The following is a 23,371-nucleotide window of genomic DNA, read 5'->3' on the forward strand; positions in this document are numbered from 1 at the left end:
ACATCAATGTCCAGCTCCAAGATCGTCCCTGTCATTCTTGCCGGCGGCTCCGGCACCCGGCTTTGGCCCATCTCGCGCGACTCGTTGCCCAAACAGTTCCTGCCGCTCTCGACCTCCGGCGACACGCTCTACCAGGACACGCTTCGGCGTGTGGCGCAGGGCGAGATGTTCGCCGCACCGATCATCGTGACCAATGAGGAGTTCCGCTTCTTCGCCCAGCGTCAGGCGCGGGATATCGGCGTCGAGCCGACCGTCGTGTTGGAGCCGGTGCGCCGCGATTCGGCCCCGGCGCTGCTCGCCGCCACCCTTCTCGCCCAGCAGATGCATGGCGAGGAGGCGACGCTGCTGGTGCTCGCCGCCGACCATGTCATCGGCGACGTGTCGCTGTTTCACGAGGCGTGCCGCAAGGCGCATGGCACGGCGAAGCTCGGCCATATCGTCACCTTCGGCATCACGCCGAGCGAGCCGCGTACCTCCTATGGCTATATCCGGCGAGGCGTGGCGCTGAACGGCGGCGCGGCGGCGCTCGTGGAAGCCTTCGCCGAGAAGCCGAATGCCGCGACGGCCAAGGATTATGTGGAGGCCGGCTATCTCTGGAATTCGGGCAATTTCCTCTTCCCCGCCCATGTGATGCTGGAAGAGGCGGAGAGCTTTGAGCCGGAGATCGTCGAGGCCGTGCGCCGGGCGGTGGACGGGGCGACGCGCGACCTTGGCTTCTGCCGGCTCGGCTCCGCCTTCCACGACGCCCCGAGCATCTCCATCGATTACGCCGTGCTGGAGCGCACCAGCCGGGCGGCCGTGGTCGAGGGCAGCTTCCCCTGGTCCGATGTCGGCAGCTGGAATGCGGTGCGCGAGATCAGCGCGCCGGATGAACGGGGCAATGTGCAGCGCGGCCCGGTTCGGCTGGTCGATGCCACCGATTCCTACGTCCATTCCGAAGGGCCGCTGGTCGCCGCCATCGGCGTCGAGGGGCTGTCGGTCGTCGCGACCGGGGACGCGGTGCTCATCATGCCTTCGGCCCGCTCCGAGGAGGTGAAGCATCTCGTCACCTCACTCAAGGCGGAGCGGCGCAACGAGGCCATCGAGCATCGCAAGATGCACCGGCCCTGGGGAAGCTATGAGACCATCAATCTCGGCGGGCGCTTCCGCGTGAAGAAAATCATTGTCGACCCCGGGGAGCGCCTGTCGCTGCAGCGCCATCACCACCGTTCGGAGCACTGGATCGTGGTGCACGGCACCGCCGAGGTCACCGTGGGCGAGAAGGTGTCGACCGTGCACGAGAACGAATCGACCTACATCCCGCTGGGTGCCGTTCACCGCCTCAGCAATCCCGGCCGCATTCCGCTTGAGCTCATCGAGGTTCAGGTGGGCTCCTATCTCGGCGAGGACGACATCGTTCGTCTCGACGATGTCTACAACCGCGTCGAGGCGGTGGCGCCTGTCGCTCTCGCCTGAACGAGCAAGAAGGATCAGCGACGTGACAGAAGCAACTTTGCGCCAGATCGTCCGCGAAAACGGCGCCGTCCCGCTCACCTGGGCGGCGGCGACGCGGGTTCAGCACTATCTCAACCTCGGTGACGCGCTCAGCCCGGTCATGGTGGCCCTGCTGTCAGGTAAGCCCATCGTCCATCAGGCGCATGACGGCAACAGCGTGCGCATGGCGGCGGTCGGGACCATCGCCCAGAACCTGAAGGGGGGCGATGTCTCGGTGTGGGGCACAGGCTCGTCCCGTTTCGTCAACACCGGGCAGGAGGGCGAGCGCATTCCGTTCCATCCCGACCCGGCGACACGCTACCGAGTCCATGCCACGCGCGGCCCGGTGAGCCGCGCTTTGCTCGGCGAAGAGAACGCCGTCGGCGCGGCGGTGTTCGGCGATCCGGTCTGGGCGCTGCCGCGCTTCTACAACCCGAAGCTGGAGAAGAAGTGGGAGATCGGCGTCATTGTCCATCTCTCCGATCTCGATGGCCGCTGGCTTGATGCGCTGCCGCGCGAGGCCTATGAGCGCTACCATATCCCCAAGGAGTTCGAGGGCAGCGTGCGCATCATCAACACGCTGACGGCGATCAGCGCGGACTCGATGCGCGAGAAGCTCGACGAGATTCTCTCATGCAAGCGGTTGGTTTCCACCAGCCTGCACGGGATGGTGTTTGCCGAAAGCTACGGCATTCCCTGCCTTTACTTTTCGCCGCGCGGCACGCCGGAAGGGCTGATCGGCCGGGTGATGGACCCCGATGACGGTTATGACCTGCGCATCACCGACCTCTATCTCGGGCTCGGCATTCCGCAAATTCCGGTCTATGTGCAGCGCCGCAACAAGCGCACCGACTGGGCGCATTTGATGTGGTCGATCGATACAGCCTGGCGTCCGGTGGAGTTCGACATCGATCCCCTCATTGAGGCGTTCCCGATCGATATCGCCCCCATTACCGCGCCCAAGGGGGGCACCATCTTCGACCACAAACTGATCCGCGACATTCCCTATGCCCATGGTGGCGGGGCACCGGTGCCGGTGCGGCCCGAACTAACGCGGATGCAGGCTGTTGCGGGGTGACGAGAGCGGCGGCGGTGCGGGCGTGGGGGCCTCGGTGAAGCTCCCGCCGGCGCCGCACCGCGGGACGGTGATGATCGACGGCTATAATCTGGCGCTGGAAGCCGGCACCGGCGTCGCCACCTATGCCCGCAATCTGAGCTTTGCCTGTGGCGCGCTGGGCTATCGCACCGAGGTTCTCTACGGCACGCGGGCCTCGCCGAGCGCCGACCCGCTGTTGCGCGAGATTTCGTTCTTCGACCCCAATGCGGGATCGCCCTCGCTGATGCTGGAGGTCGCGCGGCGGCTGAAGCAGCTGTGCACCTCGCCCATGGGCATCCGCGCGCGCGATGTTCCGCTAACGGGGAAAGTCATCAGCCGGGCGTTTCAGTCGCGCCTGCCGCATTACGACCGCATCTGGAACGCGCCGGAACTGTTCTCGCGCAGCTATTGGCATTTCAGCGCCTACCGGCATTTTCTGACCGTCGGCGGCGTCGACAAGCCGGACCTGATGCACTGGACCTATCCGCTGCCGATCCGCCTTCCAGGCGTGCCGAATATCTATACGCTGCACGATCTGGTGCCGCTGCGGCTGCCCTACACGACGCTCGACAACAAGAAATTCTACAAGCGTATGATCCAGGGGGTGCTCAAGCGGGCGGATCACATCGTTACTGTCTCCGAGGCCTCGAAGCGCGACATCGTCGAACTGTTTGGCTATCCCGAGGAAAAGGTAACGAACACCTACCAGGCGGTGTCCATCCCGTCGAAATATGCCGACAAGCCGGACGATCTGGTGCGCGAGGAAGTCGAAGGCGCTTTCGGCCTCAAGTATAAAGGTTATTTCCTTTTCTTCGGCGCCATCGAGCCGAAGAAGAACATTTCCCGCTTGATCGAAGCCTATCTCGCCTCGCAGGTCGACGAGCCGCTGGTGATTTTGGGCAAGACGGCGTGGAAGGCGGGTGAAGAACTGCGCTTCCTCAACGAAGGCAGTAACCGTTATCTCGAACAGCTCGACAATCTGACATTCGTGCGCGACCGCGTGCGGCGCTTCGACTATGCGCCGTTCCCGCTGCTGGTGAGCCTGATCCGCGGCGCGAAGGCGCTGGTGTTCCCCTCGCTCTACGAGGGCTTCGGCCTGCCGGTGCTGGAAGCGATGGCGCTCGGCACGCCCGTGATCTGCGCCAACACCGCCTCGCTGCCGGAAGTGGCGGGCGATGCCGCGCTGCTGGTCGACCCTTACGACCCGCGCGCCATAGCCGATGCCATCAAGACGCTTTGCACCGATGCCGAATTGCGGGCCGCCCTCTCCCAGCGCGGCCGGGCCCAGGCGGCGCTGTTCTCGCAAGAGCGCTACCGCGCACGGCTGTCGGCGCTTTATCGCCAACTGATGCCCGAAACGGCCGCTGCTGGCCGCTGAGAGCAATTCCCGCAGAATCGCAGGGCGGTTCGGCGACGGGAATTGCGCGAGATCAAAGGGTTAGAGCGCGAAGCCCACGCCGCCGGCTTAGCGCCGGCCTCGCGGCTTTTGGAGGTTCAACCCGAAATCCGGCCGGGCCCAACGAATCACAGGAATGGCGGGCATCGCCACGCTCACAGCGCCGCCCGCCGCCATCCAACATCAGCGCGCTGCCGGTCATCAAAGACGCGGCATCCGATGCGAGGAACACCGCCGCCGCCGCTACGTCGTCCACGCGGCCAATGCGACCGAGCGGAATCTTCGCCAGCACCTCCGAACGGGACGCCGGGTCGCGAAAGAACGGCTCCGTCATCGGCGTCTCGACAAAGGTCGGGCAGATGGTGTTGACGCGGATGCGATGGGGCGCAAGATCCATGGCCAGCACCTTGGTGAAGCCCTCCAGCCCCCATTTCGAAGCGCAGTAGATCGTGCGGTTGGCTGCCCCGACATGCCCCATCTGCGAGGACATGTTGATCACCGATCCGTCCCACCTCGACCATGGCGGCGGTAACCGCCTTGGCGGCGAACACCGCGCTGCGCAGGTTCAGCCCCAACACGGCGTCGTAATCCTCCACCGTGATGTCGGCGAGCGGCTTGGGCCGGTTCATGCCGGCATTGTTGAAGAACACGTCAAACGCCGGGCGTGCCGCGATGAGCGCGGCAAACGATTGCACATCGGTGACATCGGCCGGCAAGGCCTCAGCCTTCAGGCCCTGCGCCCGCAATTCGTCAGCCGCCGCGCCGATCTCGCCCGCCGAGCGGGCGCAGAGCGTCACCTCCGCGCCGGAGGCGGCGCAGGCCTGCGCGATGGCGAGGCCGATGCCTCGCCCCGCGCCCGTCACCAGCACCCGGCGCCCGTCCAGCCGGAACGACGGCAGGGCAGCGCTCATTCCGCCGCCTCGCCATAGGGCACGTTCTTGCGCCCGTAGCGGCGCACCCGAACATTGCACTGCTCGGCGTGGCCGACGAAGCCTTCCAGCAGGCACAGCCGGAGCGCGCTGGCGGCAGACCCGCGCACGGGCGTCACGCTGGCCTGAGATGCGTACGGCCCGGTCAGTTCCGGTCAGGGAACAGACGCTTACTCAAAATGGCGTGGACGCCCCAATTGCCGTCCACCACCTGGGTGATGCCGAAATCGACGGCGGCTGACATCAGGGCGATCGCCTCGTCCTCGCTGAGGCCGCGCGTCGTCATCAGGAAGCGCCGCACCTTACGGAAAGCGTCGCGCATGGCGAGGTCGAGCGAGGACTTGGAGTAGACCTCGCTCTGACCGTCCGCGCCGAATTCGGCGAGATAGTTGGGGTGGCTGAAGCCGGTCAGCACCCAGTCTTCCGGCGTCTCGATCAGCGGGTAGGTCAGGTCGGCGAGCAGCGTGCCGGCCGTCTCCGCCTTCTTGTGCAGCGTGACGCGGAAGGTGCCGGTCATCGAGCATTCGATGGCCGTGCCGGACAGTTCGCCGTCCCCCTGCACGGCATGCGGATCGCCGACCGAAAGCAGCGCGCCCGGCACCGAGACCGGCAGGTAGACGGTCGCGCCCTTGCCCAGCCGCCAATTGTCGAGATTGCCGCCGAAATAGGCCGGCGGCACGGAATCCACCAGCTCGGCCTCGCGCGGCGCCACGGCGATGACACCGAAATGCGGCCGCAGCGGAATGCGCACCCCTTCGAGAACGCCCTGTTGCAGCGTCACAGTGCCTGGCCGCACCGGCACGCCGGGGTAATCGTAAAGCGCGTGGCGCACGCCGGCGGGATCGGTCTGCGGCTCCCAGCGATAGGCATGGACGGCCCGTGCATGGGGCTCCGGCGTGTCGGTGATGATCTCATAGATCGTCACCGTCTCGCGCGGATGCGGGTCGCTCAGGAACTCGGAATAATGGAAGCCCCACCAGGCCGCGACGCTGCTGCCATAGACGCGTCCGGCATGGGCCGGGTGGCGTGAGGGGCGCGGCTCAATGTCGAGAATGTGGACCTCGAGCACGTCGCCGGGCTGGGCACCGTGCACGGCGATAGGCCCGGTGCAGATATGCACGCCGAACCCTTCCCCGGCGCCGCGCCCGAAGACGGAGGCATCCATCGGCCCGGCGCCGCGACGGTCCACCGCCTTCTGCGTGGTGGTCCAGTGGAAGACGCTTTCCGCTCCGGGATCGCCGATGATCATCCGCTCGGGATCGTCGGAAGCGTGCTGGGTCAGCGTCTCGACGGTAACGATGTCGCCGGAGGCGATCTCCAGCAGCGGCTGGAGCGACCGGCTGAAATAGCCCCAATGCACGTGCTGGGCATTGATCGGCAGGTAATGATGGGTTGGCACTTCCTCAGGGATGTCGGGCGGCGGGGTGCGCTCCAGCACCCGGGTGCGGCGTGAGTCGGGTTCAGCCTTGGTCTGGCGCGCCCGCAATTGCACCAGCGCCTGCTGCGGCCAGCCACGCTGACCGCTCGATGGTGCTTCGTGGTCGTGGCGCTCGGCCTCGCGCCGGCGCAGCTCGCGCGGCGGCAGGCCAAAGCGCTCGCGGAACAGCCGGCTGAAATGCGCGGAGTCGGCAAAGCCATAGCGATAGGCGACCTCGGAGATCGGTACCGCCAGCTCGGCGGGATTGGCGAGGTCATGCCAGGCGCGCTGCAGCCGCCGCTCGCGGACATAATGGCTGAAGCTCTCGCCCGTCCCCTCGAACAGCTTCTGCAGATAGCGGTCGGAAATGCCCTCGGCCCGCGCGACCTCGGCGATGGTGAGATCCTCGCGGCCGATGCTGCGCTCGACGGTGGCGTAGAGGCGCTGGAGCAGGGCGGCGCGGCTGGAGGAGGAGTCCGCGCGCGTTGTTGCGAGTTCCGCCGTCAGCGCGAGCAGCAGCTCGGCGGCGCTCTGCGCCACCGTCTCCCATTCCGCCTCACCGAGCCGGTCGAGCGCGCCCGCGCTGGATTGGACCGTGCGCGCAAGCACATCCGCCAGCCCCTCCGGCGCGAAGACCCGCGGCGGGCAGGCGGCGAGCGGGGCGACCTTGCGGCCACGAAAGGCCTCGGCCGGAACGGACAGCACCAGCGCCCGCAGGCTACGCTGAAACTGCACCTGCCAGTCGCCGGCGCGCGGGGCGAGCACGACATGGCCGGCCGGCACGATCTGCGTCTCGCCCGAGAGGGTGAGCACCAGCGTGGTCTCGATCGGCATCAGCAGGAGCGGCAGTCCGCCACGCCCGGCGAGCGGGCGCAGCGATTGCGCGTCCGCCGACAACGTTCCCAGCCGCACCCCGAGCGCTGAAAGGCGAGAGAGCGCACGGGCGTGCGAGGGCGTCCCCGACCGCGCGCCCAGCGCTTGCAGCCCGAACCCGCCGAGGACCTCCTGCCAGGCGCGCTCGCGCGCGCCCTCGGCATAGGACTCGCTTGTGAACGGCTCGGCATTCATGGGTCGGACCTCTTCATGAGGCCCAGTCAGGCAAGGATCATGCCCCGCCGCATGCCGTCTCAACCGCCGGCATGCGGGTCAACGGCCGGCGAACAGGCTCTTGCGGATCGAGCCGGTAACACCCCAATTGGCGTCCACCACCTGCGTCACCGCGAAATCCGCCGCCACCGACATGAGAGAGATCGCCTCGTCCTCGGAGAGCTTCTGCGTGGTCATCAGAAAGCGGCGCAGCTTGCGGAAGGCATCGCGCATCGCGCCGTCGAGGCTGCCGCGCGTGAGGATCTCGGTCTGGTGGTCGGGACCGAGTTCGGACAGATAGTTCGCCACACTGAACCCATAGACCGACCAGATGTCATCGTTTTCCAGCAGAGGATGCGTGAGGCCTTCGAGGACCGTCCCCTCCAGCGCCGCCTTCTTGTGCAGGATGAACTCGAACTCGCCGGTCAGCGAAATCTCGATGGCCGTGCCGGAGAGTTCGCTGTCGCCTTGCGAGGCATGGGCATCGCCGCAGGAAAACAGGCCGCCGGGCACGGCGACGGGGTAGTACATCCGCGCGCCCTTGGCGATGCGCCAGTCATCCATGTTGCCGCCGGTGTAATTGGGCGGGATGGTCGAAACGAAATCCGCCTCGGCCGGAGCGAGGCCCATCGTGCCGAAATGCAGCCGCGCCGGCACCTTGATGCCGGAGAGTATGCCGTCCTTCTTCACGATCGTCGCGTGATCGACCCGCACGCCCGGATAATCGATGGTGGGGTGGACGATGCCGTCCGGGTCGGTCTGCGGCGTCCAGAGGTAGGAATAGAGCGCGGTGACCGACGCCTCTCCCATGTCGAGCTCATAGATCGTCACCACCTCGCGCGGCCTGGGCTCCTCGATCAGATCCTTGTACTGGAAGCCCCAATTGGCCGAGGGGTTAGAGCCGAAGAAGCGGCCTTGATAGGCCGGGTTGGCGCTCGGGCGCGGCCAGGTGTCGATGATGCGCACTTCGAGAATGTCGCCAGGCTCGGCGCCCTCGACGGCGATCGGGCCGGTGAGCAGGTGGACGCCGAGGCCCTCGCCGGAACCATAGGTGAACGGCCCGTCCGTCGCCCCCGCCCCGCGCCGGCGCATCGTCTTCTGGTCCTTGGTCCAGAGGAAGATCTCCTCGGCGGCCGGATCGCCGGCGATCATGCGGTCATAATCGTCATTGGCGTGGTGGGTGATGCTCTCGACGACAACACTGTCGCCCGACTTGATGGTGAGCACGGGCGCGAGCGTCCGGCTGAAATAGCCCCAATGGACGGTGGCGGCGGTGGCGGGCAGGTGATGTTTGGTCATGTCGGGCCTCATAGAGCAAGGGTCGGCGTACGGGCTGAGGCGCCCGTACACGGATCGAGCCGGCGGTCAGTCGGCGGCCATGGTGTTGAGGAAGCGGGCGGTAAGGGGGTGGCGCGGCTCGCGCAGCACCTGCCGGGCCGGGCCTTCCTCGACGATGGAGCCACCGGCGAGGAACAGAATGCGGTCCGCCACGTCGCCGGCGAACTGGAGCTGATGGGTGGAGATGATCATGGCCAGCCCATCCTCCACCGCGAGCCGACGGATCACCTCGAGTACCTCGCCCACCAGTTCGGGATCGAGCGCGGAGGTAGGCTCGTCGAGCAGCAGCACGCTCGGCCCCGGTGCCACGGCGCGGGCGATGGCGACGCGCTGCTGCTGGCCGCCGGAGAGATGGCGCGGCAGCGCATCCGCACGGTGCGCGAGACCGACCCGCTCCAGCAATTCCTGAGCGCGGCGATCGGCGTCAAACCGGCTCAGGCCCTGGACCCAGCGCAGCGGCCCGGCGATGTTCTCGCGTGCGGTGAGGTGACCGAAGAGATTGAACTGCTGGAACACCATGCCCACGCCGACGCTGGCGCGCATCTGCGCGACGCCGCGCGGTGAGAGCGGGCGCCCCGTCTCGTCGCTGCCGAGCAAACGTCCGCCGACGCGGATGGCGCCATCCTGCCAGCCTTCCAGCCGGTTGATGCAGCGCAGCAGGGTGGACTTGCCCGAGCCGCTGGGGCCGAGAAGCGCCACCACCTCGCCCGCGCGCACCTTGAGATCGATGCCGTCCAGCACCGTCTGGTTGCCATAGCGCTTGCGCAGCCCGGTGACCTCGACGGCGATGTTGTTGCCGGCGAGCCGGCGGGCGCGCGCCTCCCGGTCGACGGGCGCGCCGGCAGGGCGCAACGCCACAGGCGGCAGCGGGTCGGACGCGACATCGGCGAGGATTTCGGCGGCGACATCCGGCGGCGTCACCCCGGGCGACGCCGGCGAGACCTCTGCACGGCCCGGCATGAGCGCCCGCAGGAAGCGGCGCACCTGCTCGCGCGGCGGCGGGCGGTCGAGGTCCAGCAGCATCTCGACGACGATCTGGATCACCGCCAGGGCCCCGGTGAGGATGAGATACATCAGCCCCGAGGCGAAGAAGATGGAGAAGAAATCGAAGGTGGCGGAGGCGAGTTGCGTCGAGCGCAGGGTCAGCTCCTGCACCGCGACCACCGAGGCGAGCGAGGAGTTCTTCAGTGCGCTCACCGCCTCATTGCCGAGTGCCGGCACCATGGAACGGATCGCCTGCGGCGCGATCACCCGGCGCATGATGGCGGCCGGTGTCATGCCGAGCGCCTGGCCGGCGCTCACCTGCCCGCGATCGACGCCGATGACGTTGGAGCGCAGGATTTCGGCGATGAACGGCGCCTCGTTGAGCGCGAGCGCCAGCCCCGCCGCCGAGATGGCCGTGAGCTTGATGCCGATCATCGGCAGGGCGTTGTAGCAGAACACCATCTGCAGGATCAGCGGCGTGCCGCGGAAGATGATGGAGTAACCGCGCGCGATGATGGCGAGCGTGCGGAAGCGGCTGAGCTGCATCGCGGCGAGAATCACGCCCATCGCGAGCCCGCCGAGAAGCCCCAGCGCGGTGATCAGCAGCGTATAGCCGACGCCGTCTATCAGATACGGCATGCTCAGATAATGCAGGAAGAGATCCATCGGCCTTTCCGGGCTGTGGCACAGGGCATGATGCCGACGAGACCACGGACGGAACGCCCGCCCGTGGCCTCATGCGGGGCATGTCAGTCCGCGAGGACGAGAGTCGGGCTTTCGAGCTGCTCGGCCGGCAGGTTCCACTTCTTCATCAGCTCGGCCTGAAGGCCGGTCTTCTGGATTTCGGTGAGCGCGGCCATCACCGCGTCACGGAAGGGAACATTGTTGCGCGGCACGGCGATGCCGACCGAATAGGGCAGCGTCACCGCCGTCGCCTTCTCCAGCTTGTCCGGATAGGCCTTCACCGCGCCATCGACCGTGTTGACGTCGTTGATGTAGGTATCGGCGCGCCCGGCGAGGATCGCCTGGATGCAGTTGGCGTTGTTATCGAAGAGCAGGATCTCCGGCGCCGGCTTGCCGGCCTTCTTGCATTCGGCCTCCAGCGCCTGGATCAGCGGCACCTCGACATAGCCGGTGTTCTCGGCCGCGACCGCGCCGCACAGCGAAAGATTGATGCCGTCGATCTTCTTCGGGTTGCCCTTGGCGACCAGCACGCCGTCGAACACCTTGAGATAGGTGATGAAGTCCGCCGCCTTGGCGCGGTCCTTGGTGGCGTAAATGTCGGAGATGACGATGTCGGCCTGGCCGGCCTGGAGGGTGGTGAGCAGCGCGGCAAAGGTGACGGCCTTGTAGGTCAGCTTGAAGCCGAGGCAGTCGCCAATGGCCTCGCCGAGATCAATGTCGAAGCCGATATATCGGGTCGGATCCTTCGGGTCGATGGTCTCATAGCCCGGCGTGTGCGGGTTGATGGCGTTGACCAGAGTCTTGCCCTTGAGCTCGGGATATTTCGCCTGCAGCGCAGCACAGGCGGCCGGAGTCGCGGCCTGCGCCTTCTGCGGCAGACTGGCGGCAAGACCGCCGGTGGCGAGCGCGAGGCCCATGACGCCAAGGAGCGCCGCGCGCAGTCGCGCGGCGAGCGAGCCATCGCGCGCGCCGGAATGCGTGTCGAGATTGAGTGCCACTGAACCTTCTCCTCTGCTTCCGCGTGCGAATGGCGCGGCGGTCGGAACTGAGGAGCAAAGTGTCGCGCAGCGTGCCCGGGAGGACTTGTCTGCGGACGCACCGATTGTTGGATGGGCGGCAGCCAAGATTGAGGCAGTCTCTGCCTGTTCGGCGGGCAGGCCGTCTTCTGCCGGAATGTTTCGCGAGAGGGAATGGCAGAGAAAATCCCTCGCGTCGAAGACGACCTGAGACCCTCATTGAACGCCCTCGGGTTCGTCGGAGGCTCCAGCTCCTGAGAAGATGGAGCCGTGATGAGCAAGACGATGAACAAGCTCTCGCCTGCAATGCGTGTCCACGCAGTGCGGATGGCGCTGGAGCACGAGGCCGAGCATCCGTCGCGCTGGGCGCTGTGGTGTCGATCGCGGCGAAGACGGGCTGTTCCGGGCAGACGCCGAAGGAACGGGTGAACAAGGCCGTGGTCGACAGCGGCTCCGAGCGCGCTCGCGTCGGTGATGCGGAACCGATGCCCGGCGAGGATGACGCTCCCAATCCGACGACGCATCCGGCGCAGGCTTACGTAATGTGGGCCGTTGAAACGCCTTTGGGGACCAGCGAATGGGCGCCGCCACAAAGCTCCGGAATTCAGGCGCGTCAATCCTGATAGCGATGCCAGGAATGCAGATGGTTGGCCACTTGGACTGCAATCGGATGAAACGGCACCGGCTTCATGGCGGTGATCGGAAGGGGCGTTTCGTCGTCACGCCGCCGGCCCGCGGCCCAGCGGCCGATCTCCTGTCCAAGCGTGAGGGCGAGCGCGACGCCGCGGCCGCCGGTCGGGCACCACCGCGAAAGTTCCGCTCCAGTATTCGCTCATGGCCGGCGGTCCGTCGAGCGCCGCGAAGGCAGTGCCCAGCATGCGCGAAACCTTGGCGCGGCCGCGCTCGGCCCCATCGTGCCAGAAGGCGTGCGTGCCACCGCTCACCAGCCGGTGGTCACGGTCGTAGTGGAAATAGCGCATGTCCGCGTGCATGTCCGACACCGCGGGGACTGCCGATGAGGATCTGCGCGCGGACCTCCGGCGGCAGCGGCTCTGTGGCCGCCTGGAACACCTTGGCCGGAATCAGCGTGCGCTTGAGGCCGGGCCAGATGTCGCCGGTGAGCGCATTGGTGGCGAGCACGACCTCCGGCGCGGTCACCGAGCCCTCGGCGCTGTGGACCCGCCGGCCCGCCGCGACCTTCTCGAGCCGAAGACCGTGGGAATTCTCGAAGACGCTCACCCCTAGCCAGGAGACGGTGGCGCCTAACGCTTTCTATTCGTCGTGAAGGTGCGCGCCCGCGCGAGGGTCGCCTCGGTGTGAGCCGGCTGAAGCCAGCCATCCTGTACCTGGTGGGCGTCGATCCCGAAGCGCTGCATCAGCCCGAAGGCGACCCCGGCGGCGTCCGCCACCAACCGGTTGTAGCGCTCGCCATGCACCTTGCCGTAAGCCGCCTCGAACTCGGACGGCGAGGCCTTGGAATGATGCGAGATAACCAGCCCGTTATTGCGCCCGGAGGCGGCCGAGCCGATTTCGTTGCCCTCGAGAAGGATGACGGCGGCCCCGCTGTCCCGCGCGCCGAGCGCCGTGGCGAGGCCGGTGAAGCCGCTGCCCACCACCAGCACGTCGCAGGAGCGGTCGCTCGTTAGCGCCGGCGCCGTGCGTCGATCGGCGGTGGTCTTGCGCCAAAGGTGAGGTGTCTTCCGGTCGACCTCAAACATGCAATGTCTCCTGGGCGGCGCCTAGAAAGGCTTCGCCCAAAGACGAGTGGGCCGCGATCGCCTGCGCCGCCCGTGCAGGCGGATCCCCCAGTGTTCAGCATGTAGGCGTAGCCACCGCATTCAAGGGCGAGCTGAACGTTCTGTTCCACCAGCAGGATCGAGATGCCGGCCGTCGACAGGTCGATGATGATACGAAAGATCTGGTGCACCACCTTCGGCGCGAGGCCGGGCGAGGGTTCGTCGAGCATCAGCAGAGCACGTCGGAAACAGACCCGACGACGGTGGCGCGCCAAGAGCGAGCCGCGCTGCCGCTGCGCCCATGGGGCCGAGGAAGCCGGGTCGGTTGATCTTTGACTGGCGGCGCCTTTTGCCTGAGCGTCAGAACTGCCAATTGGCGGGCACCCAGGCATAGGCGCCATCGGTCTTGAGCAGCCGACCAAGGCCAGGGAACGGGAAGTGGAAGCCGAGCACGGAAATTCGATCGACCGCCGCCCGGTCGAAGATGCGCCGGCGAGAGGCGAAGGCCGTCTCCTTGTCGCGGTCCGGGCCCGGAACCCAGGGCCGGTCCACGTTGATGACCGGGTGGTAGGCTAGGTCAGCGGTCAGCAGCAGCTGGTCGTTCCCGGAGTGGACGAGAAATGTCGCCATTCCAGGCGTGTGCCCGGATGCCTCAATCGTCGTCAGGCCGGGTACGATCTCGGCGCCGGCTTCATAGAGTGCGACATTGTTCCTCACCGGCTCGAGACTGTTCTTGATGGCCGCCGCGAAGCGCACGCGAAAGTCCTGCGGGACCGGCATGTAGGAGAGATCCGGGTCGGTGCGGACGAAGAAATCCCAGTCCGCCTTCGGCGCGAATACCGTGGCGCGGGGGAAGGCTCTCCCGCCGTCCGCGGTTCGGAGATTGCCGACATGGTCGGGGTGGGTGTGCGAGACGACGATCACGTTGATATCTGCAGGACCAAGCCCGATCGCCGCCAAGTTTTCAAAGAGGCGGCCGCCGTTCGGCCCCATGGTCTTGCCCGCTCCCGCCTCGATCAAGATCCGCTGTCCGCCCGTCTCGATCAGCAGCGTGTTGAGGTTAAGCGTCATATGGTCTGTGGCGAGAAAGGCGCGGCGCAGCACCTCCTGAAGCTCGGTTTCGGGCGCGTCGCTCGCATAGACGCGAGGCGGGCCGCCAATGACGCCGTCGCTTAGGACGGTGGCCTGGATGTCGCCGACACGGAAGCGGTAGCAGCCGGAATTGCCGCCCAGTGCGGGTGCCGCCTGGGCCATCGCGCTGCTGGAGCCACCGATGGCCGGCACGACCAGGCTCGATACGCCCGTGACGGCGGAGAGCATGATGGCGCGTCGGTTGAGGGTGAAGGCATTCATCGGTCTTCCCTTTCATGTGGGCACGCGCGCTTCCATTCCGGTCTCGGCGACCGGGGACGGAAGCAAGCTGCGCCCGGCAGGTGCCCCTACGGCAACCATGACATGGGGCTTTTGATCCGATAACATGCACAGATACGATCAGCTTGATTAGCTATACTTCGCAATGAACCCGATCCGGCTCGACAGCTTCGATGTGTTCGTCTCGATCGTCCGCTGTGGTGGTTTCCGGGCGGCGGCGCTCGAGCGCGGCGTGTCGTCATCGGCCTTGAGCCAAACGATGAACGCGCTCGAAGAAACCCTCGGCATCCGACTCCTCAATCGTACGACGAGAAGCGTATCGCCAACCGAAGCCGGACAGCGCCTGCTCGAACGATTGGCTCCTGCGCTGAGTGACATTCGGCTGGCCATCGCGGAAGTCGACGAGTTGCGGGACACCCCGTCCGGGACGCTGCGGTTCAACGCCCCGGCCCCGGCGGTCGACCATGTTCTCTGTCCACTGGCATTCGCCTTCATGGAAGACTATCGCGAGGTGAACATCGACATCATCAGCGATGCGGCGGTCATCGATATCGTGGAACAGGGCTTCGACGCCGGCGTCAGGTTTGGAAACCAGCTGGCGCAGGACATGATCGCGCTTCCGCTCGGACCCCCGCTTCGCTATGCGATCGTCGCCTCACCGGGATATATAAAGAAGCACGGCCGACCGCAGGTGCCGCACGATCTCGTTCGTCATGACTGCGTCAAGCGCAGATTTCCGGGGGGAACGTTGGCCACCTGGCGGTTTACCGACGGAAAGGACGAGATAGAGGTTACCCCCAAAGGCCGCCTGCTGGTCAGTTCGGCGCATAACGAGTTGCAGGCCGCGTTGGCCGGCAGAGGGATCGCGCATGTCTTCGATGACTATGCCCAACCCCACATACGGAACGGCGGGCTCGTCGAGCTCCTCCCTGATTGGAGCCCCGCATTGCCGCATTGGTTTCTGTATTATCCAAGCCGCCGCCTCCCGAGCGCTGCCATGCGCGCCTTTCTCGATTATGTCAGGCGCTATGATTGGCAAGCGCGGACGTAGCGGCGCCTCCTTCATTTGACGCGCTGCCATTCGATCCTGATCTCGGTCCCTTCCGGTCGCCGAAAGCGTTCGGTCATGCGGTCGCCGGCAACGACCAGTGTCAGATCATCACGGGTACGGACGCTGCCTACCCAGTTCGGAAATGTCGCCCCTTCCACGCGGTTTCCGCTGAACTCACCTCTTTCATCAACGCTGTAGGTCCCGAAGAACCCGATGCTGCGCGACATGGCCATGCGATTTTCGTCATCGGTTCCCTCACCGCGCGCATTGGATGCAAAACGCGGGACGTTGGCGTCGGTAAGAACTTCCACGAAATGCATGTCGGGAGTGAAGACAAGAAGACCGTTGGGCTTCTCACCATAGGCGGCGATATTCTTACCGCCGGGGTCGATCGTCGCCGAGACCATACGCCACGTGCCGACCACCTGATTCTGAGCGGCGGTCTGCGCGTAGGCAGCAGACGAGATGCTGAAGGCGAGAGCTAAGACAGCCGGCCGAATAGACATGTTGTTTCCTTCCCTTTTCATGAGGTCCGCATGTCCTGAGCACTGCCGCGTCTCACAGATCCTGCCTGTCCGCGGAATGGGCCGTTTCCCGCTGCACCTGGAGGGCCCGTCATCCTGAGGTGCCCGGCGCAGCCTGGCCTCGAAGGACGCAGATACTTGCCGCGTCACACCGCCTGCGTGCTTCGAGGCCGGCCGACGGCCGGCACCTCAGCATGACGAGGCGTGTATGAGGCAGTCTCCGCCTTTCCAGACAAACCCGCCGCCGCCCTACTTGTCCGGCGTTTCCGCCGGCCGCACCGGCGGCGGCAGCGGCGGGGGCGGGTAGGGCTCGGTGTCGCGCCGCAGGCTGGGATTGGCGGTGGCGCCGGGCACGTTGAGCCGGCGCTGCTGCGGCGTCCAATAGGACGGACCCTGCATGAGGTTCTGACTGTTGGGTCGGACCGAATCGCGTCGCTGGGGCATGTAGGGGCTCGGCTGTGAGGTGACCTGGGCCAGAACGGGACCGGCCGAGACCGCCAGTGCCACCGTCAGAAGGCCCGCTCGGAATATCTTCATCGCTGTCTGTGGCGCCTCCCTCCGTCCTATCTAGGGTGTGGAAGCGTCCCGCGCCACGGGTTCCCGCGCGCCATTCGCAGGCATGCCGCGTCGCTGCCATACCCCAATACGGATGCCGCTGCGTGAGGCTGGGAACATGCAGCTTTTGTCACTGTCCGGAAGCTTCGGCGGCGTTGCTAAGCCCTGTCATTGTGTGGATAGTCCGCGCGGGCCCGCATCCGGGCGCAGTCGAGAAGCACGTCGGTGGAAGCGGGATCATGACGGACCAGAACGCGGCGATTCTGGTGGTCGACGATGTCGCCGAGAACCGCGACCTGCTGCTGCGGCGCCTGAAGCGGCTCGGCTTTTCCCATATCGACGAGGCCGCCAACGGCATCGAGGCGCTCGCCGCCATCGACCAGAAGCCCTACGACCTCGTTCTGCTCGACATCATGATGCCGGAGCTGGACGGTTTCGGCGTGCTCGACCGGCTGCGCGCTGACGGGCGGATCAACGATCTGCCGGTCATCGTCGTGTCCGCCCTCAACGAGATCGAGCCCGTGGTGCGCTGCATCGAGCTGGGCGCCGACGATTTCATCTTCAAGCCGTTCAATCCCACGCTGCTGCGCGCCCGCGTGCTCGCCACGCTGGAAAAGAAGGCGCTGCGCGACCGCACCCGCGACGAGCTGAAGCGCAAGCAGGCCGAGCTCATCGAAGCGCGCACCCTGCAGCTGGCGCTGGTGCCGCCGCCCTTCGCCGGTGTCTTTGCCGGGCGGAGAGTGGCCATCGACGTGCTGCTGGAGCCGGCCAAGGAAGTGGGTGGTGATCTCGTCGACTATTTCCCCGTCGGCGATGGCCGCATGGTGGCGATCATCGGCGATGTCTCCGACAAGGGCGCCGGCGCGGCGCTGATGATGGCGCGCACCCATTCCATGTTCCGTTCGCTCGGCACACGGCCGGACGCGGCCGAACTGTTCGCCGATCCGGCGCGGGCGGCGGGGCTGGTGAACGATGCGCTGGCGCGGGGCAATGCCTCCTGCATGTTCGTCACCCTGCTGTTGGCGGTGGTCGACGTGCCGGCGGGCACGCTGACCTATGTGCGCGCCGGCCATGTGCCGCCTTATCTGCGTGCCCGCGACGGCATGGTGAGCCGGCTGACGGCCGCTGGCGGTCCGGCGCTCGGTGTGATGGAGGAGTTCCCGTTCAGCGCCGCCACCGTGCCGCTCGGCGCGGGAGAACGGCTGATGGTGGTGACGGACGGGCTGACCGAGGCGCATGACCATGCCGGCGACCTCTATGGCGAGGAGCGGGTGGGCGCTTTCCTCGCCGCGCTCGGCGAGGAGGCGGCGCCGCTGCCGCGACTGGCCGCGGCGGTGCGGGCCTTCGAGGCGGGCCTGCCGGCGTTTGACGACATGGCGGCGCTGCTGCTGACGCTGGATGCGCCGGCAGCTGAGTGAGGGGGCAAGGGACGGGATGACCGAGGACGAGTGGGTGAGCGAAGCGACGCTCTTGCGCGCGACGCTGGAAAACATGGCGCAAGGTGTCGCCATGTACGACGCCAAGCACCGGCTGGTGACCTGGAACCAGCTGTTCGTCGATTATCTCAACATGCCGGAGGAGTTCCTCGGCACCGAACACACCTTCTCCGATTACATCCGCTATCTCGGCGCGCGCGGCGAGTTCGGGGATGTGGACATAGAGGTCGCGCTCGCCCAGCGCCTCGCGCAGCTGGAAACGCCGCACCGCTTCGAGCGCACCCGCCCCGACGGCACCATTCTGGAGGTGCGGCGCGATCCCGTGCCGGGGGGCGGCTTCATCGCCATCTATACCGATATCACCGAGCGCAAGCTGGCAGAGATGAAGCTGCGCGAGGACGAGGAGCAGCTGCGCGCCATCGACGCGGCGGCGCCGATCGGGCTCGTCATCATGGATGTGGCGGAGCGCGTGGTGCGCCATTGCAATGGCTGCCTCGGCCGGCTGATCGGCCGCGACGCCGACACGCTGGTCGGCCTCCCCCTGCGCGAGCTGTTCGCCGATCCGGCGCGGGGTCGGGAGCTTGAGGACATTCTCGCCACGCCGACCAGCGAGCGGCAGGAATTCAACCTGCCGCATGCGGACGGTTCCACCATCTCCACCATGGTTTCGCATGAGCGGCTGGATTTCCGCGGCAAGCCGGCGGTGATCGCCACCTTCGTCGATATCAGCGACCGGGTGCGCATGGAGCACCAGCTCCGCGAGGCCAAGGAGGCGGCGGAATCCGCCAGCCAGGTCAAATCGGCATTCCTCGCCAATATGAGCCACGAACTGCGCACGCCGCTCAACGCCATTATCGGCTACAGCGAAATCCTCTCCGAGGACGCCGCCGATGCCGGCGACAGCGCCATGGTCGCCGATCTCGACAAGATCCAGGCGGCGGGAAAACACCTGCTCGGGCTGATCAACGACATTCTCGACCTCTCCAAGATCGAGGCCGGGCGCATGGATGTCTATCTGGAGCAGGTGTTCCTGACCCGCATGGTCGAGGAGGTGAAGACCATTGTCGGGCCGATGATGCAGAAGAACGGAAATCGCTTCGTCATCGACTGCCCCGTGGATATCGGCACGCTGCGCACCGATGTCACCAAGCTCAAGCAGAGCCTTATCAACCTGCTCAGCAACGCCGCCAAATTCACCAAGGAGGGCACGGTGACGCTGGCCATCGCTCGCGACCGCATGCCCGATGGCAGCGAGGCGGTGCGTTTCGATGTCCGTGACAGCGGCATCGGCATGAGCGAGGAGCAGATGGGCCGGCTGTTCCAGGCCTTCACCCAGGCGGATTCCTCCACCACGCGCAATTTCGGCGGCACCGGGCTCGGGCTCACCATCACCAAGCACTTCGCCGCCATGCTCGGCGGCACCATCGCGGTAGCGAGCGAGCCGGGCAAGGGCTCGACCTTCACCATCGAGCTGCCGGTCGAGGCGCATCTGGTGGGCGCGCTCGGCGATGAGGACGAGATCGTCGATCCCGGCGCGCCGACGACGCCGGGGGCGATCACCGTGCTGGTGGTCGACGACGACCCGGCGGTGCATGACGTGCTCACCGCCACCCTCGGCAAGGAAGGCTATGTGCTGCGCCACGCCCGCGACGGGGTGGAGGCGCTCAACATCATGCGCAAGGAGCCGCCCGATATCGTCACGCTCGACGTGATGATGCCGAAGATCGACGGCTGGTCGGTGCTCGGCATCATGAAATCCGAGCCGGCGCTGGCGCATATCCCGGTCATCATGCTCACCATCGTCGATGACCGGAATCTCGGCTATTCGCTCGGCGCCTCGGAATACATGACCAAGCCGATCGACCGGCAGCGGCTGGTCGCGCTGGTGCATAAATTTGCTCCCGGCAATGAGGACGGGGTGGTGCTGGTGGTCGATGACGATGCCGAGGTGCGCGCGATCATGCGGACCACCATCGAGGGCGCCGGCCTGCCGGTGGCCGAGGCGGCCAATGGCGAAGAGGCACTGGCCTGGCTCCATTCGCACCCGCTTCCCGCGCTCGTGCTGCTCGACCTGATGATGCCCAAGATGGACGGCTTCGCCTTCCTCACCCATGTACGGGCGGAGCCGGCCTATGGCGAGCTGCCCATCGTCGTGCTCACCGCCAAGGAACTCACCGAGGATGAGCGGGAATTCCTGGCCCGCAACACGCTGCTGATCTTGAACAAGGGCGCGCAGCCGATCGGCTCGCTCGGCGCGGCGCTCGGCACGATCGCCAGCCACGGCCATTGAGAGGGTGCGATGACGAAGATTCTGCTCGTCGAGGACAATGAGATGAACCGCGACATGCTCTCGCGGCGTCTCGCCCGCAACGGCTTCGAGGTGCTGATCGCGGTCAACGGCCAGGAGGGGGTGGACATCGCGCTCGCCGAGAAGCCGGCGCTGATCCTGATGGATATGAGCCTGCCGGTGCTCGACGGCTGGGAGGCGACGCGCCAGGTGAAGGCGCATCCCGAGACGGCCGCCATTCCGGTCATCGCGCTCACCGCCCACGCCATGGCCTCGGACCGCGAGCAGGCGATGGCGGCGGGCTGCGACGACTTCGACACCAAGCCGGTGGAACTGCCGCGGCTGCTGGAGAAGATCCGCAGCCGGCTCGGCCTGCCGGGTTGAGGTGGATCGGTGTCGTCACCGCTCTGTCATGCGAACCTTCCATAACGGCCTGCGCCTTGCATTCCTGCCGTCGCCCGGCGGCAGAGGAACCGCTTTTCGTGCGCCCATCCAATAATCAACGGACGACAAGGTAGGCCCATGGCGACCATCGCGCTTCTGTTCAGCGGGCTGGGGCTGTTCTTCATCGGGGTGCGCGGGCTGTCCGCCAATCTGGTGCCGCTGGTCGGCCGGCGCACCCGCGCCGCCTTCGCACGCGCGCTGCGCGGCAATGTCAGCGCCGCGATCAGCGGCACGCTGGCGGGCATGATTACGCAGAGTTCCACCGCCGTGTCGTGGATCGTTGTGTCCTTCGTGCGTGGCGGCGTGCTCACCGACGGGCCGGCGCTGCTGGCGCCGAGCTGGGCCAATGTCGGCACCTCGCTGCTGCCGCTGATCGTTGCCGTCGACACCTCGACCGCCGCCGGCCTCGTCATCGGCGTGGTAGGCTTCACCACCTATTTCCGGCTGGTGCGCGGCGATCGCATGCGCAACGCGCTCGACGCCGCGCTCGGGGCGGGGCTGCTGCTGTTCGGCATGCATCTCGTTTCCGTCGCCGTCGGCCCGATGCGCGAGGCGCTGCTGGGGCATCCCTGGTGGGAGGCGGCGGTCGAAAATCCCTGGCTGCTGGCGGCGATCGGCGCCGGCTTTTCCATGGCGGCGCAGTCCTCCTCGGTGGCGGCGGCGCTCGCCGTGGCGGCGGTCGGTGGCGGGCTGCTGGATTTCGGCACCGCGCTGCCGCTGATCGCCGGCGCCAATGCGGCGGGGATGATCAACAATGCCGTGCTGATCCCCGGCGAGACGCGGCCCGGCCGCGTCGTCTTCGCGCTGCAGGTGGTGCAGAAGGGCGCGGGATCGCTGCTGCTCGCCGGCCTTGCCGTGTTCGCGGCCTTACGGCCAGAGGCCGTGGCCGGGCTCCTGCCGGCCGAGGGCGATATCGGCGCCGTGCTCGCGCTGCTGTTCCTGGCGGCGCAGATTGGCGGGGCGATCGCCTCCGCGCTGCTCGAAGCGCCGACCCGCCGCATCCTGGCGCGGCTGCTGCCAATGAACGCGGTGGAAACGCTCTCCCAGCCCGCCTTCCTGCTGCGCGAGGCGCTGAGCGACACCGAGGCGGCACTGGACCTCGCCACGCGCGAGGTGGCGCGGCTGAGCGGCCGTCTGCCGCAGATGATCGAGCATGTGCGCGAGGAGGGTGATGCCTCCGCGCCGTCCGCCACGGTGCTGCGCACCGCTGGCGCCAGCCTCACCGAGGCGATCCGCGCCTATCTCGCCTCGCTGCTCGACGCGCAGCTGGCCCGCGACCAGGTGGCGGTGGCGCTGCTGCTCGACGATGCCGCCAACAATGCCGGCGCCCTGCATGAGGCGCTGGGCGATTACGCGCAGGAGGCCGCTGTCGTCCGCCATGTGCCGACCGCGCAGCGGCTGAACGAGGCGCTGCATCTGCTGCTCGGGGCCGTCGCCGACCATGCCGAGAGCCTCGGGGCGGAGGAGCCGGAAGTGGTGCTCGCCTTGCTCGGCCATCGCGACCGGCTGATGGAGGAGCTGCGCCAGCGCCTCTCCTCGCAGAGCGACCTGGCGGCGGCGGAGCAGAACGCGCTGTTCCGCATGACCGTTCTTTTCGAGCGCATCGTCTGGCTGGCGCGCCGGCTGGTCAACGGGATGACGCAGGTGCGCCGCGCCCGCAGCGTGGGCTAAAGCGCGAAGCTGAGGCGCTTCACATTGCGCCCATTCTCGCGCGCATAGGCGAAGCTGTCGGCGAAGGTGCGCACCAGATGCACGCCAAGCCCGCCGATGCGGCGCTCTTCCAGCGTGCCGTCGAGATCGGGAGGCGGCGCGGCGAAGGGGTCGAACGGGTCGCCGTCATCGCTGAAGACGAGGTGGAGGCGGTCGCCGGTGCGGCTCACTTCGATGCCGATCTCGCCCGCGCGGCCATCGGGATAACCGTAATCGACCGCGTTGTTGAAGAACTCGTCCACCGCCAGTTGCAATCGATAGGCCGGGGTCGGCGGAACCTCGGCTTCTTCCATGAAGCCTTCGATCCGTGTGCTGAGTGCGTCGAGCTCGCCCAGGTTGTTGGGCAGGCGTAGATCGAGCCGCATGTCGGTCATCGCCCGCTCCGCCGCGCGTGCCGGTGGTGTGGTCAGCCGAGGGTGGCGAGCGCCGCCTCGCGGCTGGGATGGATCGGGATCAGCGAGGAGAAGCCGCTCACGTCGAACACTTCGTGCACCTGCGGAATGAGGCCGCACACCGCCAGCGTGCCACCGGCGCCACGCAGCAGCTTGGTCGCCTTGAGCACGACGCGCAGGCCCGCTGAGCTGATATAGGTGAGCTCGGCGAAGTCGAGCAGCACGGTCCCGCTCGGCGCGGCGTCGATGAGGAATTCCTCCAGCTTGGGCGAGGAACTGCTGTCCAGCCGCCCCTTGACGGCGGTGACGACGACGGCGCCCTCGACGATGCGGTCGATATGTATCAAGGCTCGGCTCCAGAATTTGGGAGGGCGGCGGCATCGGGGAGGCCGCGCGGTCCAGCGCCTGCCAGCCCGTCCGCGCGAGGATGCAAGAGGATTATCGAC

Annotated in this window: 21 protein-coding genes and 3 pseudogenes; 9 read left to right on the forward strand and 15 right to left on the reverse strand. The window is 66.9% G+C overall.

All coding sequences use genetic code 11. The features are described 5' to 3' along the window. Positions 1-6 precede the first annotated feature (6 nt). The 3 genes from ACO07Z_RS21740 to ACO07Z_RS21750 are packed head-to-tail and all read left to right on the forward strand — an operon-like array spanning position 7 to position 3,947. Positions 7-1,455: a mannose-1-phosphate guanylyltransferase/mannose-6-phosphate isomerase gene (locus ACO07Z_RS21740; protein WP_421700605.1), complete on the forward strand. Its 1,449-nt coding sequence runs from the start codon at positions 7-9 to the stop codon at positions 1,453-1,455. A 22-nt stretch (positions 1,456-1,477) separates the two neighbouring features. After that, positions 1,478-2,551, forward strand: a complete 1,074-nt coding sequence (locus tag ACO07Z_RS21745) for a polysaccharide pyruvyl transferase family protein (RefSeq protein WP_421700606.1) — start codon at positions 1,478-1,480, stop codon at positions 2,549-2,551. 34 nt (positions 2,552-2,585) lie between these two features. Beyond that, positions 2,586-3,947 (forward strand): glycosyltransferase family 4 protein, encoded by a 1,362-nt coding sequence (locus tag ACO07Z_RS21750; RefSeq protein WP_421700607.1) that lies wholly within the window; start codon positions 2,586-2,588, stop codon positions 3,945-3,947. 52 nt (positions 3,948-3,999) lie between these two features. Here ACO07Z_RS21750 and ACO07Z_RS21755 read toward each other — a convergent pair whose 3' ends face one another. From ACO07Z_RS21755 to ACO07Z_RS21785, 7 genes and pseudogenes are all read right to left on the reverse strand, one after another. Next, positions 4,000-4,455: an SDR family NAD(P)-dependent oxidoreductase gene (locus ACO07Z_RS21755; protein WP_421700861.1), complete on the reverse strand. Its 456-nt coding sequence runs from the start codon at positions 4,453-4,455 to the stop codon at positions 4,000-4,002. Positions 4,456-4,525: 70 nt separating this feature from the next. Then, positions 4,526-4,876, reverse strand: a pseudogene (locus ACO07Z_RS21760) (SDR family NAD(P)-dependent oxidoreductase); the annotation flags it as partial. Beyond that, positions 4,873-5,004, reverse strand: coding sequence for a hypothetical protein (locus ACO07Z_RS21765; protein ID WP_421700870.1), 132 nt, complete (start codon positions 5,002-5,004; stop codon positions 4,873-4,875). The gene ACO07Z_RS21765 and the pseudogene ACO07Z_RS21760, both read right to left, overlap by 4 nt. Before the next feature lie 35 nt (positions 5,005-5,039). Continuing rightward, on the reverse strand, positions 5,040-7,379 hold the full coding sequence (locus ACO07Z_RS21770) for an acetamidase/formamidase family protein (RefSeq protein WP_421700608.1): 2,340 nt from the start codon (positions 7,377-7,379) through the stop codon (positions 5,040-5,042). 78 nt (positions 7,380-7,457) lie between these two features. After that, positions 7,458-8,696 carry an acetamidase/formamidase family protein gene (locus ACO07Z_RS21775; protein WP_421700609.1) on the reverse strand — a complete coding sequence of 413 codons (1,239 nt, stop codon included), beginning with the start codon at positions 8,694-8,696 and terminating at the stop codon, positions 7,458-7,460. Positions 8,697-8,762: 66 nt separating this feature from the next. Then, complete coding sequence (locus tag ACO07Z_RS21780) at positions 8,763-10,385, reverse strand: amino acid ABC transporter permease/ATP-binding protein (RefSeq protein ID WP_421700610.1); 1,623 nt, start codon at positions 10,383-10,385, stop codon at positions 8,763-8,765. A gap of 83 nt (positions 10,386-10,468) precedes the next feature. Then, entirely contained in the window at positions 10,469-11,320 is an 852-nt protein-coding gene (locus tag ACO07Z_RS21785) for an ABC transporter substrate-binding protein (RefSeq protein WP_421700862.1), read from the reverse strand. A gap of 372 nt (positions 11,321-11,692) precedes the next feature. Between ACO07Z_RS21785 and ACO07Z_RS21790 the strand changes: the two are divergent. Further along, a pseudogene (locus ACO07Z_RS21790) lies at positions 11,693-11,907 on the forward strand (IS3 family transposase); the annotation flags it as partial. 231 nt (positions 11,908-12,138) lie between these two features. On the opposite strand, the gene ACO07Z_RS21795 reads toward ACO07Z_RS21790, so the two are convergent. The 4 genes and pseudogenes from ACO07Z_RS21795 to ACO07Z_RS21810 all read right to left on the reverse strand — a co-directional run bounded on the left by ACO07Z_RS21795 (position 12,139) and on the right by ACO07Z_RS21810 (position 14,508). Then, complete coding sequence (locus ACO07Z_RS21795) at positions 12,139-12,411, reverse strand: hypothetical protein (protein WP_421700611.1); 273 nt, start codon at positions 12,409-12,411, stop codon at positions 12,139-12,141. After that, positions 12,374-12,667: pseudogene (locus ACO07Z_RS21800) on the reverse strand (FAD-binding oxidoreductase); the annotation flags it as partial. The gene ACO07Z_RS21795 and the pseudogene ACO07Z_RS21800, both read right to left, overlap by 38 nt. 14 nt (positions 12,668-12,681) lie before the next feature. Further along, positions 12,682-13,137, reverse strand: coding sequence for an NAD(P)/FAD-dependent oxidoreductase (locus ACO07Z_RS21805; RefSeq protein ID WP_421700612.1), 456 nt, complete (start codon positions 13,135-13,137; stop codon positions 12,682-12,684). 378 nt (positions 13,138-13,515) lie between these two features. Beyond that, complete coding sequence (locus ACO07Z_RS21810; protein ID WP_421700613.1) at positions 13,516-14,508, reverse strand: MBL fold metallo-hydrolase; 993 nt, start codon at positions 14,506-14,508, stop codon at positions 13,516-13,518. Positions 14,509-14,671: 163 nt separating this feature from the next. Here ACO07Z_RS21810 and ACO07Z_RS21815 point away from each other — a divergent pair, with 163 nt between their 5' ends. Beyond that, entirely contained in the window at positions 14,672-15,577 is a 906-nt protein-coding gene (locus tag ACO07Z_RS21815) for a LysR family transcriptional regulator (RefSeq protein WP_421700614.1), read from the forward strand. An 11-nt stretch (positions 15,578-15,588) separates the two neighbouring features. Here the strand turns inward: ACO07Z_RS21815 and ACO07Z_RS21820 are convergent, their stop codons facing one another. Together ACO07Z_RS21820 and ACO07Z_RS21825 are read right to left on the reverse strand one after the other, a co-directional pair. Next, on the reverse strand, positions 15,589-16,083 hold the full coding sequence (locus ACO07Z_RS21820) for a lipocalin-like domain-containing protein (RefSeq protein ID WP_421700615.1): 495 nt from the start codon (positions 16,081-16,083) through the stop codon (positions 15,589-15,591). A gap of 267 nt (positions 16,084-16,350) precedes the next feature. After that, entirely contained in the window at positions 16,351-16,545 is a 195-nt protein-coding gene (locus ACO07Z_RS21825; RefSeq protein WP_244376281.1) for a hypothetical protein, read from the reverse strand. A gap of 350 nt (positions 16,546-16,895) precedes the next feature. Here ACO07Z_RS21825 and ACO07Z_RS21830 point away from each other — a divergent pair, with 350 nt between their 5' ends. From ACO07Z_RS21830 to ACO07Z_RS21845, 4 genes are all read left to right on the forward strand, one after another. Further along, a complete protein-coding gene (locus ACO07Z_RS21830; RefSeq protein WP_421700616.1) occupies positions 16,896-18,074 on the forward strand; it encodes a PP2C family protein-serine/threonine phosphatase in 1,179 nt (392 codons plus the stop codon). A gap of 16 nt (positions 18,075-18,090) precedes the next feature. Continuing rightward, a complete protein-coding gene (locus tag ACO07Z_RS21835) occupies positions 18,091-20,382 on the forward strand; it encodes a response regulator (protein WP_421700617.1) in 2,292 nt (763 codons plus the stop codon). Between the two features lie 9 nt (positions 20,383-20,391). After that, positions 20,392-20,763 carry a response regulator gene (locus tag ACO07Z_RS21840; RefSeq protein WP_421700618.1) on the forward strand — a complete coding sequence of 124 codons (372 nt, stop codon included), beginning with the start codon at positions 20,392-20,394 and terminating at the stop codon, positions 20,761-20,763. Positions 20,764-20,901: 138 nt separating this feature from the next. Next, positions 20,902-22,494, forward strand: coding sequence for a Na+/Picotransporter (locus ACO07Z_RS21845; protein ID WP_421700619.1), 1,593 nt, complete (start codon positions 20,902-20,904; stop codon positions 22,492-22,494). On the opposite strand, the gene ACO07Z_RS21850 is transcribed toward ACO07Z_RS21845, so the two are convergent. Beyond that, positions 22,491-22,907, reverse strand: a complete 417-nt coding sequence (locus ACO07Z_RS21850; protein WP_421700620.1) for an ATP-binding protein — start codon at positions 22,905-22,907, stop codon at positions 22,491-22,493. The two genes, ACO07Z_RS21845 and ACO07Z_RS21850, sit on opposite strands and share 4 nt — an antisense overlap. A gap of 32 nt (positions 22,908-22,939) precedes the next feature. Beyond that, the gene (locus ACO07Z_RS21855; protein WP_307018271.1) at positions 22,940-23,272 is read right to left on the reverse strand and encodes an STAS domain-containing protein; all 333 of its coding nucleotides are present in this window, start codon (positions 23,270-23,272) and stop codon (positions 22,940-22,942) included. Between the last annotated feature and the right edge of the window lie 99 nt (positions 23,273-23,371).

The sequence above is a fragment of the Ancylobacter sp. genome (assembly GCF_965229075.1).
Classification (GTDB): Bacteria; Pseudomonadota; Alphaproteobacteria; order Rhizobiales; family Xanthobacteraceae; genus Ancylobacter.